The following is a 15049-nucleotide window of genomic DNA, read 5'->3' as shown; positions in this document are numbered from 1 at the left end:
GTAGGCCGGATAACGCGTTTACGCCGCCATCCGGCATCAAAGGTCCGTCAGAAAAACACCACGTACACCGCAGCAGCGACGATAAAACGGTAGATCGCAAACGGAATGAACGAAATACGTTTAATCAATTGCAGGAACGTTTTGATAGCCACCAGCGCAACCACAAAGGCAGTGACGAAACCGACGGCAAACATTGGAATATCCGCCGCCGTCAGGAACGACCAGCTTTTGTAGAGATCCAATGCGGTAGCGCCCATCATCATCGGCACCGCCAGCAGGAACGAGAATTCAGACGCGGCGTAACGGCTAACACCCATCAACATCCCGCCTGAAATGGTCGCACCGGAACGGGAAAAGCCCGGCCATAGCGCCAGACACTGGAAACAACCAATCATAAACGCCTGGCGATAAGTCATATCATCGAGGCCTGGCGCACGTGGTTCTTTGGGTTTCAGACACTCTGCGGCAATCAGCAGCAAACCGCCCACGACCAGCGCGTACATCACGTTAACCGGGTTGAACAGTGATTTAATCGTATCGTGGAAAACCAGCCCCAGCACGACGGCCGGTATCATGCCAAGCAGAATGTGGATAAGCGTTAAACGGCCTTTGCTTTCTCCTTCATGCTGTAGCGGACGACCAAAATGGATGCCAATCAGGCTGAAAAGGCGTCGCCAGAACATCACGACGACGGCAAGAATCGATCCCAGTTGGATTACCACCTCAAAGGTCTTTGCCGTGTCACCCTCGAATCCCAGCAGGTGGCCCACTATGATCATGTGACCGGTGCTGGAAACGGGCAAAAACTCTGTCAATCCTTCGACCACACCCAAAATTGCCGCTATCAGCAGCGAGTGCATATCGCTCATCAATAAACCCCTAAATAGAAAAAAGAAAAATCTACTGCACAAAAAGATCCCACTTTAGGACTCTTTTATATCCGTTTGGTTTAACGATTATGAAGATAATTATTTTTCTTTCAGATTATTGCTACGCTCAATGATAACGCCCACGTTTGCCGCCCGTGCCACCGCACCTGGCTTACTGAGTTTGATGCGAACCCACGGAGAGTGAAAACGGGTTAACAGCAGCTCCGCCACCTCTTCCGCGACACGTTCCACCAGCGCAAAGCGCCCGCCTTCCACATGGCGGATAACCGTTTCGGCAATATCCGCGTAGCTCAGACAATCGGCCACATCGTCGCTTTTTGCTGACTGACGGTTATCCCATGCCATTTCGATATCGAACACCAGTTTCTGTTCGATAGTCTGTTCCCAGTCGTAAACACCAATGGTGGTGATTACCGAAAGTTGCTCTATAAATACAATATCCATCACGACCTGCCTGCTTTTTGGCTAACCCGGATACCACTTCCGGCGAAATATGCGTATTATCCACAGAAGTAGCGTTTTACACGACATTTTCAAAACGGAACAGCTTATGAGTGCAATCGCGCCTGGAATGATCCTCTTCGCGTACCTCTGCGGCTCCATTTCCAGTGCCATTCTGGTCTGCCGCATTGCTGGCTTGCCCGACCCGCGTAGCAGCGGTTCCGGTAACCCTGGCGCGACCAATGTGTTACGAATCGGTGGCAAGGGAGCAGCCGTAGCGGTCCTGATTTTCGACGTCCTGAAAGGGATGTTGCCCGTCTGGGGTGCGTATGCGCTTGGCGTTAGCCCGTTCTGGTTGGGTCTTATCGCCATCGCTGCCTGTCTGGGGCATATCTGGCCAGTCTTCTTCGGTTTCAAAGGCGGGAAAGGCGTGGCGACAGCCTTTGGCGCTATCGCCCCTATCGGCTGGGATCTCACCGGCGTGATGGCGGGTACCTGGTTGCTCACCGTCCTGTTGAGCGGTTACTCATCGCTGGGGGCCATCGTCAGCGCCCTGATCGCCCCGTTCTACGTCTGGTGGTTCAAACCGCAGTTTACCTTCCCGGTCTCTATGTTGTCCTGCCTGATTTTGTTGCGTCATCATGACAATATTCAGCGCCTGTGGCGCCGCCAGGAGAGCAAAATCTGGACCAGACTGCGTAAGAAACGAGAGAAAGATTCGCCGTAGTTTTTTTGCACTACACCGTAGGCCTGATAAGGCGGTGCCGCCATCAGGCGCACACGCATCGTCGGATGGCGGCGCAAAGCGCCTTATCCGGTCTAAAGCGCCTGAAAACCTTCGTCCGGCTTACCTAAACGCTGCTGGCACCATTTCGCCAGAAACTCCACGCAAACCCTGAGCTTCACGCTGCGATACAGTGGTTCCTGATAGACCGCCCAGATATTGGCGCTCTGCGCATATTCCGGCAACACCCGCACCAGCTTGCCGCTCGCCAGAAACGGCTGCACATCCCACTCTGAACGCAACATGATACCTTTGCCTTCCAGCGCCCATTGCAGAACCACTTCACCGCTATTGGAAGAGAGATGCCCGCTCACTTTGACCGATTTTTTCGTCGTGCCATTTCCCAGTTCCCATATTCCGTGGGTCATATCACGCTCTTTGGTCACCAGACAATCATGGTGACTTAATTCCTGCAACGTTTTGGGTTCAGGATATTTTTGTAAATATTCCGGGGAGGCACACAATATTCTTTTATTCTTTGTTAACAAATGCGCAATATAATAGTCCGGGATCTCATCGTTAATGCGAATATCGAGATCGATATTATCCTGAACCAAATCAATTTGCCGATCGAAGAGTTCAAAATGGACCTGTAACTCAGGATAGTTGCGCATCAGTTCAGTAATCGCGGGCGCAATGTGGCTACGGCCAAATCCGAAGCTACAACCAATACGAATCATCCCTTCCGGGCGCGTTTTGATTTGCGTCACGTCGTCAATCAGGCGCTGATATTGTGTCAGGATCACCAGCGCCTGTTCATAACAGCGCTGACCGCTTTCCGTCAGCGCTACTCCGCGCGCCGAGCGGTTAAGCAGCGTGGTAGCGAGCGTGGTTTCCAGAATCTGAATCCGCTTCGTCACAAATGCGGGCGTTTGTCCGAGGGCGCATGCTGCGGCGCTAAAACTGCCCGTATGGACGATTTCCACCAGCACCTGAAGGTCCTTGGCTAAGGGCCAGTTTTTGAGCATTTTTCGGGTTATCCATGATAATTGATACCTGAATTGTAATTCGCAATCTCAGGTTAATCTCTGCCCTTGCTCAATTTTCATTATCTTTCTTCAGCATCATTCACGAACTGTTAATTACATATACACAGTGGCAAATAATATAAAACCACACTTTCAGTGGTAGCTTGTGAGGGAGAATTTATTTCCAGACAAATAAAAGAACTGGAGTTGACATGATGAGCAATAAAAATAATCACAATGCGGTTAATACGCTGACGGAAATAGTCGCCAATTTTACTGCCATGATTTCCACACGCATGCCCGACGATGTGGTGGATAAATTAAAACAGCTACGGGATGCCGAAACCTCAAAAATGGGGCAAATCATCTACCACACGATGTTCGACAACATGCAGAAGGCTATCGATCTTAACCGTCCGGCCTGCCAGGACACCGGTGAGATCATGTTCTTCGTCAAGGTCGGTTCCCGTTTCCCGCTGTTGGGTGAGTTACAGGGCATTCTCAAGCAAGCGGTGGAAGACGCCACGGTGAAAGCGCCGCTGCGCCACAATGCGGTAGAGATTTTTGACGAAGTGAATACCGGTAAAAACACCGGAAGCGGCGTACCATGGGTGACGTGGGATATCGTCCCTGATGGCGAAGACGCGGAAATTGAAGTCTATATGGCCGGTGGCGGCTGCACGCTGCCGGGGCGCGCTAAAGTGCTGATGCCTTCTGAAGGTTACGAAGGCGTTGTGAAATTCGTCTTTGAAAACATCTCGACGCTGGCCGTCAACGCCTGCCCGCCGGTGCTGGTCGGCGTGGGGATTGCCACCTCCGTTGAAACCGCCGCCGTGCTGTCGCGTAAAGCGGTGCTGCGGCCGATCGGCACCCGCCATCCGAATCCCAAAGCGGCAGAGCTCGAACTGCGTCTGGAAGAGGGGCTGAACCGGCTGGGCATTGGCCCGCAGGGGCTCACTGGCAACAGTTCCGTGATGGGCGTGCATATCGAATCCGCCGCACGTCACCCCTCGACCATTGGCGTCGCCGTCTCCACCGGCTGCTGGGCGCATCGTCGCGGTACGCTGCTGGTCCATTCTGACCTCTCCTTCGAAAACCTGTCTCACACCCGGAGCGCGTTATGAAAAAGATCCTCACAACCCCGATCAAAGCCGAAGACCTGGAAGACATCCGCGTAGGCGATGTGATCTACCTGACCGGCACGCTGGTGACCTGTCGCGATGTCTGCCACCGCCGCCTGATCGAACTGAAGCGCCCGATTCCCTACGACCTCAACGGCAAAGCGATTTTCCATGCCGGGCCGATCGTGCGTAAGAACGGTGAAAAATGGGAGATGGTTTCCGTCGGCCCGACCACCAGCATGCGTATGGAAGCCTTTGAAAAAGAGTTCATTGAGCAGACGGGCGTCAAACTGGTGGTGGGTAAAGGCGGCATGGGGCCGCTAACGGAAGAGGGTTGCCAGAAATTCAAGGCGCTGCACGTAATCTTCCCGGCAGGCTGCGCGGTGCTGGCAGCCACCCAGGTGGAAGAGATCGAAGAGGTGCACTGGATGGAGCTCGGGATGCCGGAATCACTGTGGGTTTGCCGGGTGAAAGAATTCGGTCCGCTGATTGTCTCTATCGACACCCACGGCAACAACCTGATCGCCGAAAATAAAAAACAGTTCGCCGAACGTCGTGGCCCCATCGTCGACGAAATCTGCGAACACGTGCATTACATCAAATAACCCTTCCGGAGAGGCCTGTGCCTCTCCCTCTTTCGCAGGGATACGACAATGGCACCTTTGTCTGGTTGGTGGCGATATCTGGCTCCGCTGGTGATCATCGCCATTATTGCTGTTTTGCCCGTCCCCACCGGTCTTGAGAGCCACACCTGGCTCTACTTTGCGGTCTTTACCGGCGTCATCGTGGGACTCATTCTGGAACCTGTGCCCGGCGCAGTCGTGGCGATGATTGGGATATCAATTATCGCGGTTCTCTCGCCGTGGCTTTTGTTCAGCCCGGAACAACTCGCCCAGGACGGATTTAAATTTACCGCCAAAGCGCTCTCGTGGGCGGTTTCTGGTTTTTCTAACTCGGTGATCTGGCTGATTTTCGCCGCCTTTATGTTTGGCACCGGGTATGAAAAAACCGGCCTTGGTCGACGCATTGCGCTGATGCTGGTGAAAAAAATGGGGCACCGCACGCTATTTCTTGGCTACGCGGTGATGTTCTCCGAGCTGATCCTTGCCCCTGTTACACCGTCTAACTCCGCACGCGGCGCAGGGATCATCTACCCGATTATCCGCAATCTGCCGCCGCTTTATAATTCACAACCCAACGATCCCAGCGCCCGCTCCATTGGCTCTTATATTATGTGGATGGGGATCACCGCCGACTGCGTGACCAGCGCCATTTTCCTGACGGCGATGGCGCCGAACCTGCTGTTGATTGGCCTGATGAAGACCGCGTCCCATACGGCACTGAGCTGGGGAGACTGGTTCTTAGGCATGCTGCCGCTGAGCATTTTGCTGGTTCTGCTGGTGCCGTGGCTCGCCTATGTGTTGTATCCGCCTGTGCTGAAGTCGGGCGATCAGGTACCGCGCTGGGCGGAGTCGGAACTCAAGGAGATGGGGCCGCTCTGCTCGCGTGAGAAAAAGATGCTGGTGCTGATGGTCGGCGCCCTGGTGCTGTGGATCTTCGGTGGAGACTACATTGATGCGGCTATGGTCGGTTACAGCGTCGTCGCCCTGATGCTGGTGCTGCGCATCATCTCCTGGGATGACATCATCAGTAATAAATCAGCGTGGAACGTCTTCTTCTGGCTGGCCTCGCTTATTACCCTCGCAACCGGACTGAACAACACCGGCTTTATCACCTGGTTTGGCAAACTGCTGGCCAGCGGGTTGAGCGGCTACTCACCGGTAATGGTGATGATCGCGCTGATCGTGGTGTTCTGGCTGCTGCGTTACTTCTTTGCCAGCGCAACGGCCTACACTTCCGCGCTGGCGCCGATGATGATCGCAGCCGCACTGGCGATGCCAGAAATCCCCTTACCGGTATTCTGCCTGATGGTGGGTGCGGCTATTGGTCTGGGCAGCATTCTCACCCCGTATGCAACCGGCCCAAGCCCTATCTACTATGGCAGCGGTTATCTGCCGACCGTCGATTACTGGCGGCTGGGGGCAATTTTCGGCCTGATTTTCCTGGTGCTGCTGCTGGCAACCGGGCTTATCTGGATGCCTCTCGTTTTGCTTTAACCCCGTTGGGGCGGCAGGGCTGTCGCCCCTTTTTTCATAAGCGTCTCATATGACCGCTTTCCCGCTGTGCTGAGGCATACTTTTACTATGCAAACACCCTCACGCTCATAAGGGAAACGCTCTGGAAACCGTTGCGCACAAGACACCGACACGGGGCTGGCAGGCCGAACTCGACCTGCGGTTTAGCCATACCGCGCACAAAACGGTACTCACCCACGCACGCCATGTGGGTCCCCTGACAGTTCAACGACCGTTTTACCCTGAAGAAGAGGTTTGCCATCTCTACCTCCTCCATCCGCCCGGCGGCATTGTCGGCGGCGATGAGCTGCAAATTTCCGTCACGCTGGACGAAAACAGCCACGTATTAATCACCATGCCCGGTGCGGGTAAGTTTTATCGTAGCGCAGGCCCGCAGGCGCGCCTGCATCAGACGTTCACGCTGGCCCCAAACGCAACGCTGGAATGGCTGCCGCAGGATACGATCCTGTTCCCCGGCGCGAACGCCGCTCTACGCAGCGTATTTCATCTCACCGCTGAAAGCCGTCTTCTGGGCTGGGATCTGCTCTGCTTCGGGCGACCGGTTATGCAAGAGACGTTCAGCCACGGCACGCTGCATAACCGTCTGGAGATCTGGCGCGACGGGCAGCCGCTGCTCATTGAACGCCTGACGCTGAGGGATGGGGATCTCAAGGCCATCGCCAGCCAGCCGTGGTGCGGCACTCTGCTCTGCTATCCGGCCACGGAACAGATGCTCGACGGGGCGCGGGAATGTCTGGCTCCGCTCGGTGATTACGCCGGGGCAACGCTCGTCGACTCGCTGCTGACGGTTCGTTTTCTGGCTGACGACAACCTGATTGTTCAGCGCGCCATGCGCGAAATCTGGCAGTTTTTACGCCCGCTGTTAACCCAAAAGCCACCGCACCCGCCGCGCATCTGGCAAACCTGAGAGACGCCTATGGAACTGACCCCCAGAGAAAAAGACAAGCTGTTGCTCTTTACCGCCGCGCTGGTCGCTGAACGCCGACTGACCCGCGGTCTGAAACTAAACTACCCGGAATCGGTGGCGCTCATCAGCGCCTTCATCATGGAAGGGGCGCGCGACGGCAAAAGCGTTGCCTCGTTAATGGAAGAGGGCCGCCACGTGCTGAACCGTGAGCAGGTGATGGAAGGCGTTCCTGAGATGATCCCGGATATCCAGGTAGAAGCGACCTTTCCGGACGGTTCGAAGCTGGTTACCGTCCACAGTCCGATCGTCTAAGGAGCAACCATGATTCCAGGTGAATACCGGATCGCAGCGGGAGACATTGCGATTAACACAGGGCGCGAAACGCGCACGATCGTGGTGGAGAACCATGGCGATCGTCCCATTCAGGTGGGATCGCACTACCACTTTTACGAGGTCAACCCGGCGCTCCGTTTTTCCCGTGAAGCCGCTCGTGGCTTTCGCCTGAACATTCCGTCAGGGACCGCGGTACGTTTTGAACCGGGACAAAAGCGCGAGATTGAGCTGGTACGCGTCGCGGGCGCACAGCGTATTTTTGGCTTTCGCGGCGACGTCATGGGCGCGCTGGAGGTAAAACATGGCTGAGATTTCCCGGCAGGCTTACGCCGACATGTTCGGCCCGACCACTGGCGATAAAGTGCGTCTGGCGGACACGGATCTGTGGATCGAAGTAGAAAACGATCTCACTACCTACGGTGAAGAGGTGAAATTCGGCGGCGGCAAAGTGATCCGCGACGGCATGGGCCAGGGGCAGATGCCGTCTCAGGAATGTGTGGATCTGGTGATTACCAACGCGCTGATCGTCGATCACTGGGGGATCGTCAAAGCGGATATCGGCATTAAAGACGGCCGGATTTTTGCCATAGGCAAAGCCGGAAATCCGGATATTCAGCCTGACGTGACGATTCCGATCGGCGTTGCCACCGAAGCGATCGCCGGCGAAGGCAAGATCGTGACGGCGGGCGGCGTGGATACCCATATTCACTGGATCTGTCCACAGCAGGCGGAAGAGGCGCTGGTCTCTGGCGTGACGACAATGATTGGCGGCGGCACCGGACCGGCTGCTGGCACCAATGCCACCACCTGTACACCGGGACCGTGGTACATTGCCAGGATGTTGCAGGCAGCGGATACGCTGCCCGTCAATATCGGCCTGCTGGGCAAAGGCAATGGCTCCAGTCCTGATGCGCTGCGCGAGCAGGTCATTGCGGGTGCCATTGGCCTGAAAATCCATGAAGACTGGGGCGCGACGCCTGCGGCTATCGACTGCGCGCTGACCGTGGCAGACGAGATGGATATTCAGGTGGCGCTGCATAGCGACACGTTAAACGAATCGGGTTTTGTCGAGGATACGCTGGCGGCGATTGGCGATCGCACCATCCACACCTTTCACACCGAAGGGGCGGGCGGCGGACATGCGCCGGATATCATCACCGCCTGCGCATATGCCAATATTCTGCCCTCCTCCACCAACCCGACGTTACCCTATACCGTTAATACCATTGATGAGCATCTCGACATGCTGATGGTCTGCCATCATCTGGATCCGGATATCGCCGAAGATGTGGCCTTTGCCGAATCGCGAATTCGTCGGGAGACCATCGCCGCCGAAGACGTGCTGCATGATATTGGCGCGTTTTCGCTGACCTCATCGGATTCACAGGCCATGGGGCGCGTGGGGGAAGTGATCCTGCGAACCTGGCAGGTGGCGCACCGGATGAAGGTACAACGCGGACCGTTAGCGGAAGAGACGGGGGATAACGATAATCTGCGCGTGAAGCGCTATATCGCCAAGTACACCATCAACCCGGCACTGACCCACGGTATCGCTCACGAAGTGGGTTCCATTGAAGCCGGAAAGCTGGCGGACCTGGTGCTCTGGTCTCCCGCTTTTTTCGGCGTGAAACCGGCCACCATCATCAAAGGCGGGATGATCGCCTGCGCGCCGATGGGGGACATCAACGCCTCCATCCCCACGCCGCAGCCCGTGCATTACCGCATGATGTTTGGCGCGCTCGGCGCGGCGCGTCATCATTCACGGCTGACCTTTCTGTCGCAGGCAGCGATCGAAAACGGCGTCGCACAGCAACTCAATTTGCAAAGCCAAACCGCCGTGGTGAGAGGCTGTCGGACGGTGAAAAAAGCCGACATGATCCACAACAGCCTGCAGCCCAATATCACCGTGGATGCGCAGACTTATGAGGTCCGTATCCACGGCGAGCTGATTACCAGTGAACCCGCTGACGTTCTGCCAATGGCACAACGTTACTTTTTATTTTGAGGAACCGAGATGCTGCTACTAACGCAACGCGTTGAAAATCCGGAGCATAAAACCGCGACCTTGACGTTGCCGATAGATATTCGCGTGAAAAGCCGGGCAAAGGTACAACTGAATGACGGGCGTGAGGCGGGCCTGATGCTACCCCGTGGTCTGCTGTTGCGCGGCGGGGATTGCCTGAGCACTGAGGACGGCGCCGAGGTGGTGGAAATTATCGCCGCCTGCGAAGCGGTCTCGGTGGTGCGCTGCGCCGATCCCTTCCTGCTCGCTAAAGCCTGCTATCACCTCGGTAATCGCCACGTCCCGCTGCAAATTCTGCCGGACGAACTGCGCTATCACCACGATCATGTACTGGACACGATGCTGCGCCAGTTCGATTTACAGGTGACGTTTGCCCATCTGCCGTTTGAACCAGAGGCCGGGGCGTATGCCAGTGAATCACACGGCCATCATCACAGCCATGCGCACTGATGCGTGACGCCCGACAGCAGTTACGCCTGTTGCAGCTCGCCAGCAGCAGCCTGCCGGTAGGATCGTTTACCTGGTCCCAGGGGCTGGAATGGGCGGTCGAAACCGGCTGGGCGAACAGCGTGGAGACGTTCGCGCACTGGCAAACCCAACAGATGGAAAATAATTTTTTTACCGTCGACCTGCCGCTGTTCGCCCGTCTGTATCGCGCCTGCGAGCAGGACGATATTGAGGCTGCACGCCGCTGGACGGCTTGTCTTCTGGCCTGCAGGGAAACCCGCGAACTGCGGGAAGAAGAGCGTAGCCGTGGCGTAGCATTCACCCGACTGGTGATCGACTGGCAGCCAGAGTGCCCGCAGCCATGGCGCACGCTTTTTGCTGACAGTCAGCTCTGCGGTATGGCCTGGCTGGGCGTGCAGTGGCGCATTCCGCTGCACGACCTGGCGTTAACGCTCGGCTATAGCTGGATTGAAAGCGCCGTAATGGCTGGCGTTAAGCTGGTGCCTTTTGGCCAGCAGGCAGCACAGCGACTGATTATTTCACTTTGCGATCGTTACGCGCAGGGCATGGCACAGGCACTCGAATGCCCGGATGACAATATCGGCTCCGCAACACCGCTTGCCGCCATCGCCTCTGCCCGCCACGAAACCCTATACTGCCGTTTATTTCGCTCCTGAGGAGAGACAATGAGTGAGTACAAACATCCCCTGCGCGTAGGCGTAGGCGGCCCGGTCGGTTCGGGTAAAACCGCCCTGCTGGAAGCGCTTTGCAAAGCCATGCGCGAGACATATCAACTGGCGGTCGTGACCAACGATATCTACACCAAAGAAGATCAGCGCATTCTCACTGAATCAGGCGCGCTGGCGCCGGAGCGCATTGTCGGCGTGGAAACCGGCGGCTGCCCGCATACCGCTATTCGCGAAGATGCCTCGATGAATCTGGCGGCGGTGGAAGCGTTAAGTGAAAAATTCGGCAATCTGGATCTGATTTTTGTCGAGAGCGGCGGCGACAACCTGAGCGCCACCTTCAGCCCGGAACTGGCGGATCTGACGATCTATGTAATCGATGTTGCCGAAGGGGAAAAGATCCCGCGCAAAGGCGGGCCGGGGATCACCAAATCAGATTTTCTGGTGATCAACAAAACCGATCTCGCCCCCTATGTCGGCGCGTCGCTGGAGGTGATGGAACGCGACACGCTGCGTATGCGTGGCGAGCGGCCGTGGACGTTTAGCAATTTGAAATCGGGTGAGGGTCTGGCGACGATTATTGCGTTTCTGGAAGACAGAGGCATGTTGCGGGTGTAGTGCGGTGTATTGCCGGGTGGCGGCTTCGCCTGACCCGGCCTACAGTCTTGTCGATTCGATAAACGCAGAGAATAGATTCGTAGGCCCGGTAAGCGTAGCGCCACAAGGCAGGACAAACAGCACTTAAGCAGCAGGCAGCTCCGCCAGCGGCCAGCGTGGGCGTACGGTCACACCGAGATCTGCCGTCGCGCCGGCTTTAAAGCGCACCATTCCGGCGTAAGCAATCATTGCTCCGTTATCGGTGCAAAATTCCGGACGGGCATAGAACACCTCGCCCCGGCGTTTTTGCATCATTTCCGCCAGCTTCGCGCGAAGCGTGCGGTTGGCGCTAACGCCGCCCGCCATCACCAGACGCTTAAATCCAGTCTGATCCAGCGCGCGTTTGCATTTGATCATCAGCGTGTCCACCACCGCGTCTTCAAACGCCCGGGCGATATCGGCACGGGTTTGCTCATCGTCGCCGTTGTTGCGGATAGTATTCGCGGCAAAAGTTTTCAGTCCGGAGAAGCTGAAATCCAGCCCCGGACGATCGGTCATGGGACGAGGAAACACAAAGCGCCCGGCGGTGCCTTGCGAGGCCATTTTCGACAGCATCGGGCCACCAGGATAATCGAGCCCCAGCAGTTTGGCGGTCTTATCGAACGCTTCACCGGCGGCATCATCAATTGACTCGCCAAGTAGTTCATACTGTCCGATACCCGTCACACTAATAAGTTGGGTATGTCCTCCCGACACCAGCAGCGCGACGAACGGAAATGCCGGTGGGTTATCTTCCAGCATCGGCGCCAGCAGATGCCCTTCCATATGATGTACAGGGATAGCCGGAACATTCCATGCAAACGCCAGTGAACGTCCAACAGTCGCCCCCACCAACAGCGCACCGACCAGACCCGGCCCTGCGGTATAGGCAACCGCATCTACCTCGTGTGCGCTCAACCCCGCCTCTTTCAGCGCCGCCTGGATAAGGGGCACCGTTTTGCGAACATGATCGCGGGAGGCCAGTTCCGGCACCACGCCGCCGTAGTCAGCATGTAATTTCACCTGACTATACAATTGGTTGGCTAACAGACCTTTTTCGTCGTCGTAAATGGCGATGCCGGTTTCATCGCAGGATGTTTCAATTCCCAGTACACGCATGACTTGTTTTTACCTCACTTTATTACCGCGCAGTGTAGGTCGAATGCGGGGAGATGTATACCCTCGCCCCCGATTTCGTGTATACTCTTCCCCCTTATAAAAGTCCCTTTCAAAATCGCATCGGTGCTTTACAAAGCAGCAGCAATTGCAGTAAAATTCCGCACCATTTTGAAATAAGCTGGCGCTGATGCCAGCGGCAAACCGAATTTATTAAAGGTGAGAGTTACATGCCGGTAATTAAAGTACGTGAAAACGAGCCGTTCGACGTAGCACTGCGTCGCTTCAAACGTTCCTGCGAGAAAGCAGGCGTTCTGGCGGAAGTTCGTCGTCGTGAGTTCTATGAAAAACCGACTACCGAACGTAAACGCGCTAAAGCTTCTGCTGTGAAACGTCACGCGAAGAAACTGGCTCGCGAAAACGCACGCCGCACTCGTCTGTACTAATCTCTGTCGGGGGCGAATGCTCTCGATTCAGACCGAGTTGTTGTTGTAAGGCCGTGCTTCCGGAAGGAATGCGCGGCTTATTTTCGTTTATGCATTGGCATATACACAAAATCATTCAGGATGCATCAAGGCGGCAAGAGAGTGAAGCCCCGGAGCTTACACAAGTAAGTGACAGGGGTGAGCGAGCGCAGCCAACACAGATGCAGCCTGAAGGATGAAGTGTATAAAAGGGGCATATGGCTGGACGAATCCCACGCGTATTTATCAATGACCTGCTGGCGCGAACCGACATCGTCGATCTCATCGACGCGAGGGTAAAGCTGAAAAAGCAGGGCAAGAATTATCATGCGTGCTGTCCGTTCCATAACGAAAAAACCCCCTCTTTCACCGTAAACGGTGAAAAACAGTTTTATCACTGCTTTGGATGTGGCGCGCACGGCAACGCTATCGACTTCCTGATGAACTACGACAAGCTTGAGTTCGTGGAAACGGTCGAAGAACTGGCGGCCATGCACAACCTTGAAGTCCCGTTTGAAGCAGGTACAGGCCCCAGCCAGATAGAGCGCCATCAGCGGCAAAGTCTTTATCAACTGATGGACGGTCTGAACACGTTTTATCAGCAATCTCTGATGCAACCCGCCGCTACCCCTGCGCGCCAGTATCTGGAAAAGCGAGGACTCAGTAGTGACGTGATCGCGCGTTTTGCTATTGGCTTTGCGCCCCCCGGCTGGGACAACGTCCTGAAACGGTTTGGCGGCAATAGTGAAAATCGTCAGTCACTGGTGGATGCGGGTATGTTGGTCACCAACGATCAGGGACGCAGTTACGATCGCTTCCGCGAACGGGTGATGTTTCCCATCCGCGACAAGCGTGGTCGGGTAATCGGGTTTGGTGGTCGCGTGTTGGGCGACGCGCTGCCAAAGTACCTTAACTCGCCGGAAACCGATATTTTTCATAAAGGTCGCCAGCTTTACGGCCTTTATGAAGCGCAGCAGGATAACGCCGATCCACAACGTCTGTTGGTCGTGGAAGGTTATATGGATGTGGTGGCGCTGGCGCAATACGGCATTAACTATGCCGTAGCCTCACTGGGAACGTCGACCACAGCGGATCACATCCAGCTCCTGTTTCGTGCGACAAACAATGTGATTTGCTGTTATGACGGCGATCGGGCTGGACGAGACGCGGCCTGGCGTGCGCTGGAAACGGCACTGCCTTATATGACCGATGGTCGTCAGCTACGCTTTATGTTTTTACCTGACGGCGAAGACCCCGATACGCTGGTGCGTAAAGAGGGAAAAGAGGCGTTCGAGGCCCGGATGGAGCAAGCTCTGCCGCTCTCCGCGTTTCTCTTTAATAGCCTGCTGCCGCAGGTGGACCTGAGCACCCCGGATGGGCGCGCGCAGCTCAGTACGCTGGCGCTACCGCTGATCACTCAGGTGCCAGGTGAGACGTTACGCATTTATCTGCGACAGGAATTGGGCAACAAACTGGGCATCCTCGATGACAGCCAGCTTGAACGATTAATGCCTAAATTGTCCGAAAGTGGCGCTTCTCGCCCCACCCCGCAGCTAAAACGCACGACCATGCGTATACTGATAGGACTGCTGGTGCAAAACCCGGAGCTGGCGCCTCTGGTGCCGCCGCTGAGCGGTCTGGACCAAAACAAGCTGCCCGGACTTGGCTTATTTACGGAACTGGTCAACACGTGTTTGTCCCAGCCAGGTCTGACCACCGGGCAACTTTTAGAACACTATCGTGGCACAAATGATGCGGCCACCCTTGAAAAATTGTCGATGTGGGACGATATAGCAGATAAGGATATTGCTGAAAAAACCTTCACCGACTCACTCAACCATATGTTTGATTCGATGCTTGAGCTGCGCCAGGAAGAGCTCATCGCTCGCGAGCGCACACACGGTTTAAGCAGCGAAGAACGCCGGGAGCTCTGGACGCTGAACCAGGAACTGGCAAGAAAATAAGTGAAAGATAAAGTATTTAACGGCTTAAGTGCCGAATAGCGATCGGGAAGCCCCCGACAGCCGCACTGAGAGGCAGCGGCACAAATATAAGTACGCCCTCGCTTTAAATGTTG

General features: G+C 55.7%; 17 protein-coding genes. 13 read left to right on the top strand and 4 right to left on the bottom strand.

Annotation, left to right across the window (positions count from 1 at the left end; all coding sequences use genetic code 11):
* Positions 1-47: 47 nt before the first annotated feature.
* On the bottom strand, positions 48-869 hold the full coding sequence (gene bacA / locus WB371_RS01180) for an undecaprenyl-diphosphate phosphatase (RefSeq protein ID WP_336218300.1): 822 nt from the start codon (positions 867-869) through the stop codon (positions 48-50).
* Positions 870-968: 99 nt separating this feature from the next.
* A complete protein-coding gene (gene folB / locus WB371_RS01175) occupies positions 969-1334 on the bottom strand; it encodes a bifunctional dihydroneopterin aldolase/7,8-dihydroneopterin epimerase (protein ID WP_336218299.1) in 366 nt (121 codons plus the stop codon).
* Positions 1335-1440: 106 nt separating this feature from the next.
* On the opposite strand from folB, the gene plsY reads away from it, so the two are divergent.
* Positions 1441-2058 carry a glycerol-3-phosphate 1-O-acyltransferase PlsY gene (plsY, locus tag WB371_RS01170; protein ID WP_336218298.1) on the top strand — a complete coding sequence of 206 codons (618 nt, stop codon included), beginning with the start codon at positions 1441-1443 and terminating at the stop codon, positions 2056-2058.
* A gap of 92 nt (positions 2059-2150) precedes the next feature.
* Here plsY and ttdR read toward each other — a convergent pair whose 3' ends face one another.
* The gene (gene ttdR, locus WB371_RS01165) at positions 2151-3083 is read right to left on the bottom strand and encodes an L-tartrate utilization transcriptional activator TtdR (protein ID WP_336218297.1); all 933 of its coding nucleotides are present in this window, start codon (positions 3081-3083) and stop codon (positions 2151-2153) included.
* 215 nt (positions 3084-3298) lie between these two features.
* Between ttdR and ttdA the strand changes: the two genes are divergently transcribed.
* From ttdA to ureG, 10 genes are all read left to right on the top strand, one after another.
* A complete protein-coding gene (gene ttdA / locus WB371_RS01160) occupies positions 3299-4207 on the top strand; it encodes a L(+)-tartrate dehydratase subunit alpha (RefSeq protein WP_336218611.1) in 909 nt (302 codons plus the stop codon).
* Complete coding sequence (gene ttdB / locus WB371_RS01155) at positions 4204-4809, top strand: L(+)-tartrate dehydratase subunit beta (RefSeq protein ID WP_042324302.1); 606 nt, start codon at positions 4204-4206, stop codon at positions 4807-4809. Before ttdA ends, ttdB begins: the two co-directional genes overlap by 4 nt.
* Before the next feature lie 48 nt (positions 4810-4857).
* Positions 4858-6321 (top strand): anion permease, encoded by a 1464-nt coding sequence (locus WB371_RS01150; protein WP_336218296.1) that lies wholly within the window; start codon positions 4858-4860, stop codon positions 6319-6321.
* A 121-nt stretch (positions 6322-6442) separates the two neighbouring features.
* Positions 6443-7267: an urease accessory protein UreD gene (locus WB371_RS01145; RefSeq protein WP_336218610.1), complete on the top strand. Its 825-nt coding sequence runs from the start codon at positions 6443-6445 to the stop codon at positions 7265-7267.
* Positions 7268-7276: 9 nt separating this feature from the next.
* The gene (locus tag WB371_RS01140) at positions 7277-7579 is read left to right on the top strand and encodes an urease subunit gamma (RefSeq protein WP_192479208.1); all 303 of its coding nucleotides are present in this window, start codon (positions 7277-7279) and stop codon (positions 7577-7579) included.
* Positions 7580-7588: 9 nt separating this feature from the next.
* Entirely contained in the window at positions 7589-7909 is a 321-nt protein-coding gene (locus WB371_RS01135; RefSeq protein ID WP_336218295.1) for an urease subunit beta, read from the top strand.
* Positions 7902-9605, top strand: coding sequence for an urease subunit alpha (gene ureC / locus WB371_RS01130; RefSeq protein WP_336218294.1), 1704 nt, complete (start codon positions 7902-7904; stop codon positions 9603-9605). The genes WB371_RS01135 and ureC overlap by 8 nt, the downstream gene beginning before the upstream one ends.
* 9 nt (positions 9606-9614) lie before the next feature.
* On the top strand, positions 9615-10073 hold the full coding sequence (ureE, locus tag WB371_RS01125; protein ID WP_336218293.1) for an urease accessory protein UreE: 459 nt from the start codon (positions 9615-9617) through the stop codon (positions 10071-10073).
* The gene (locus tag WB371_RS01120; RefSeq protein ID WP_336218292.1) at positions 10073-10747 is read left to right on the top strand and encodes an urease accessory protein UreF; all 675 of its coding nucleotides are present in this window, start codon (positions 10073-10075) and stop codon (positions 10745-10747) included. The genes ureE and WB371_RS01120 overlap by 1 nt, the downstream gene beginning before the upstream one ends.
* A gap of 9 nt (positions 10748-10756) precedes the next feature.
* Positions 10757-11374, top strand: coding sequence for an urease accessory protein UreG (gene ureG / locus WB371_RS01115; protein WP_336218291.1), 618 nt, complete (start codon positions 10757-10759; stop codon positions 11372-11374).
* Positions 11375-11497: 123 nt separating this feature from the next.
* On the opposite strand, the gene tsaD is transcribed toward ureG, so the two are convergent.
* A complete protein-coding gene (gene tsaD, locus WB371_RS01110; RefSeq protein ID WP_336218290.1) occupies positions 11498-12511 on the bottom strand; it encodes a tRNA (adenosine(37)-N6)-threonylcarbamoyltransferase complex transferase subunit TsaD in 1014 nt (337 codons plus the stop codon).
* A 227-nt stretch (positions 12512-12738) separates the two neighbouring features.
* Here tsaD and rpsU point away from each other — a divergent pair, with 227 nt between their 5' ends.
* Positions 12739-12954, top strand: a complete 216-nt coding sequence (rpsU, locus tag WB371_RS01105; RefSeq protein ID WP_001144069.1) for a 30S ribosomal protein S21 — start codon at positions 12739-12741, stop codon at positions 12952-12954.
* A 236-nt stretch (positions 12955-13190) separates the two neighbouring features.
* Positions 13191-14936 carry a DNA primase gene (dnaG, locus tag WB371_RS01100; protein WP_336218289.1) on the top strand — a complete coding sequence of 582 codons (1746 nt, stop codon included), beginning with the start codon at positions 13191-13193 and terminating at the stop codon, positions 14934-14936.
* Positions 14937-15049 lie beyond the last annotated feature (113 nt).

The sequence above is a fragment of the Citrobacter amalonaticus genome, from assembly GCF_037053465.1.
GTDB classification, from domain to species: domain Bacteria; phylum Pseudomonadota; class Gammaproteobacteria; order Enterobacterales; family Enterobacteriaceae; genus Citrobacter_A; species Citrobacter_A amalonaticus_H.
This window is presented reverse-complemented; position numbering and strand designations above follow the sequence as displayed.

Coding starts and splice junctions, on each gene's coding strand:
- tsaD (WP_336218290.1), bottom strand. CDS start 12,511: ATGCGTGTACTGGGAATTGAAACATCCTGCGATGAAACCGGCATCGCC.
- WB371_RS01135 (WP_336218295.1), top strand. CDS start 7,589: ATGATTCCAGGTGAATACCGGATCGCAGCGGGAGACATTGCGATTAAC.
- WB371_RS01140 (WP_192479208.1), top strand. CDS start 7,277: ATGGAACTGACCCCCAGAGAAAAAGACAAGCTGTTGCTCTTTACCGCC.
- WB371_RS01120 (WP_336218292.1), top strand. CDS start 10,073: ATGCGTGACGCCCGACAGCAGTTACGCCTGTTGCAGCTCGCCAGCAGC.
- rpsU (WP_001144069.1), top strand. CDS start 12,739: ATGCCGGTAATTAAAGTACGTGAAAACGAGCCGTTCGACGTAGCACTG.
- ureC (WP_336218294.1), top strand. CDS start 7,902: ATGGCTGAGATTTCCCGGCAGGCTTACGCCGACATGTTCGGCCCGACC.
- ureE (WP_336218293.1), top strand. CDS start 9,615: ATGCTGCTACTAACGCAACGCGTTGAAAATCCGGAGCATAAAACCGCG.
- ureG (WP_336218291.1), top strand. CDS start 10,757: ATGAGTGAGTACAAACATCCCCTGCGCGTAGGCGTAGGCGGCCCGGTC.
- folB (WP_336218299.1), bottom strand. CDS start 1,334: ATGGATATTGTATTTATAGAGCAACTTTCGGTAATCACCACCATTGGT.
- ttdB (WP_042324302.1), top strand. CDS start 4,204: ATGAAAAAGATCCTCACAACCCCGATCAAAGCCGAAGACCTGGAAGAC.
- plsY (WP_336218298.1), top strand. CDS start 1,441: ATGAGTGCAATCGCGCCTGGAATGATCCTCTTCGCGTACCTCTGCGGC.
- WB371_RS01150 (WP_336218296.1), top strand. CDS start 4,858: ATGGCACCTTTGTCTGGTTGGTGGCGATATCTGGCTCCGCTGGTGATC.
- ttdA (WP_336218611.1), top strand. CDS start 3,299: ATGAGCAATAAAAATAATCACAATGCGGTTAATACGCTGACGGAAATA.
- bacA (WP_336218300.1), bottom strand. CDS start 869: ATGAGCGATATGCACTCGCTGCTGATAGCGGCAATTTTGGGTGTGGTC.
- ttdR (WP_336218297.1), bottom strand. CDS start 3,083: ATGCTCAAAAACTGGCCCTTAGCCAAGGACCTTCAGGTGCTGGTGGAA.
- dnaG (WP_336218289.1), top strand. CDS start 13,191: ATGGCTGGACGAATCCCACGCGTATTTATCAATGACCTGCTGGCGCGA.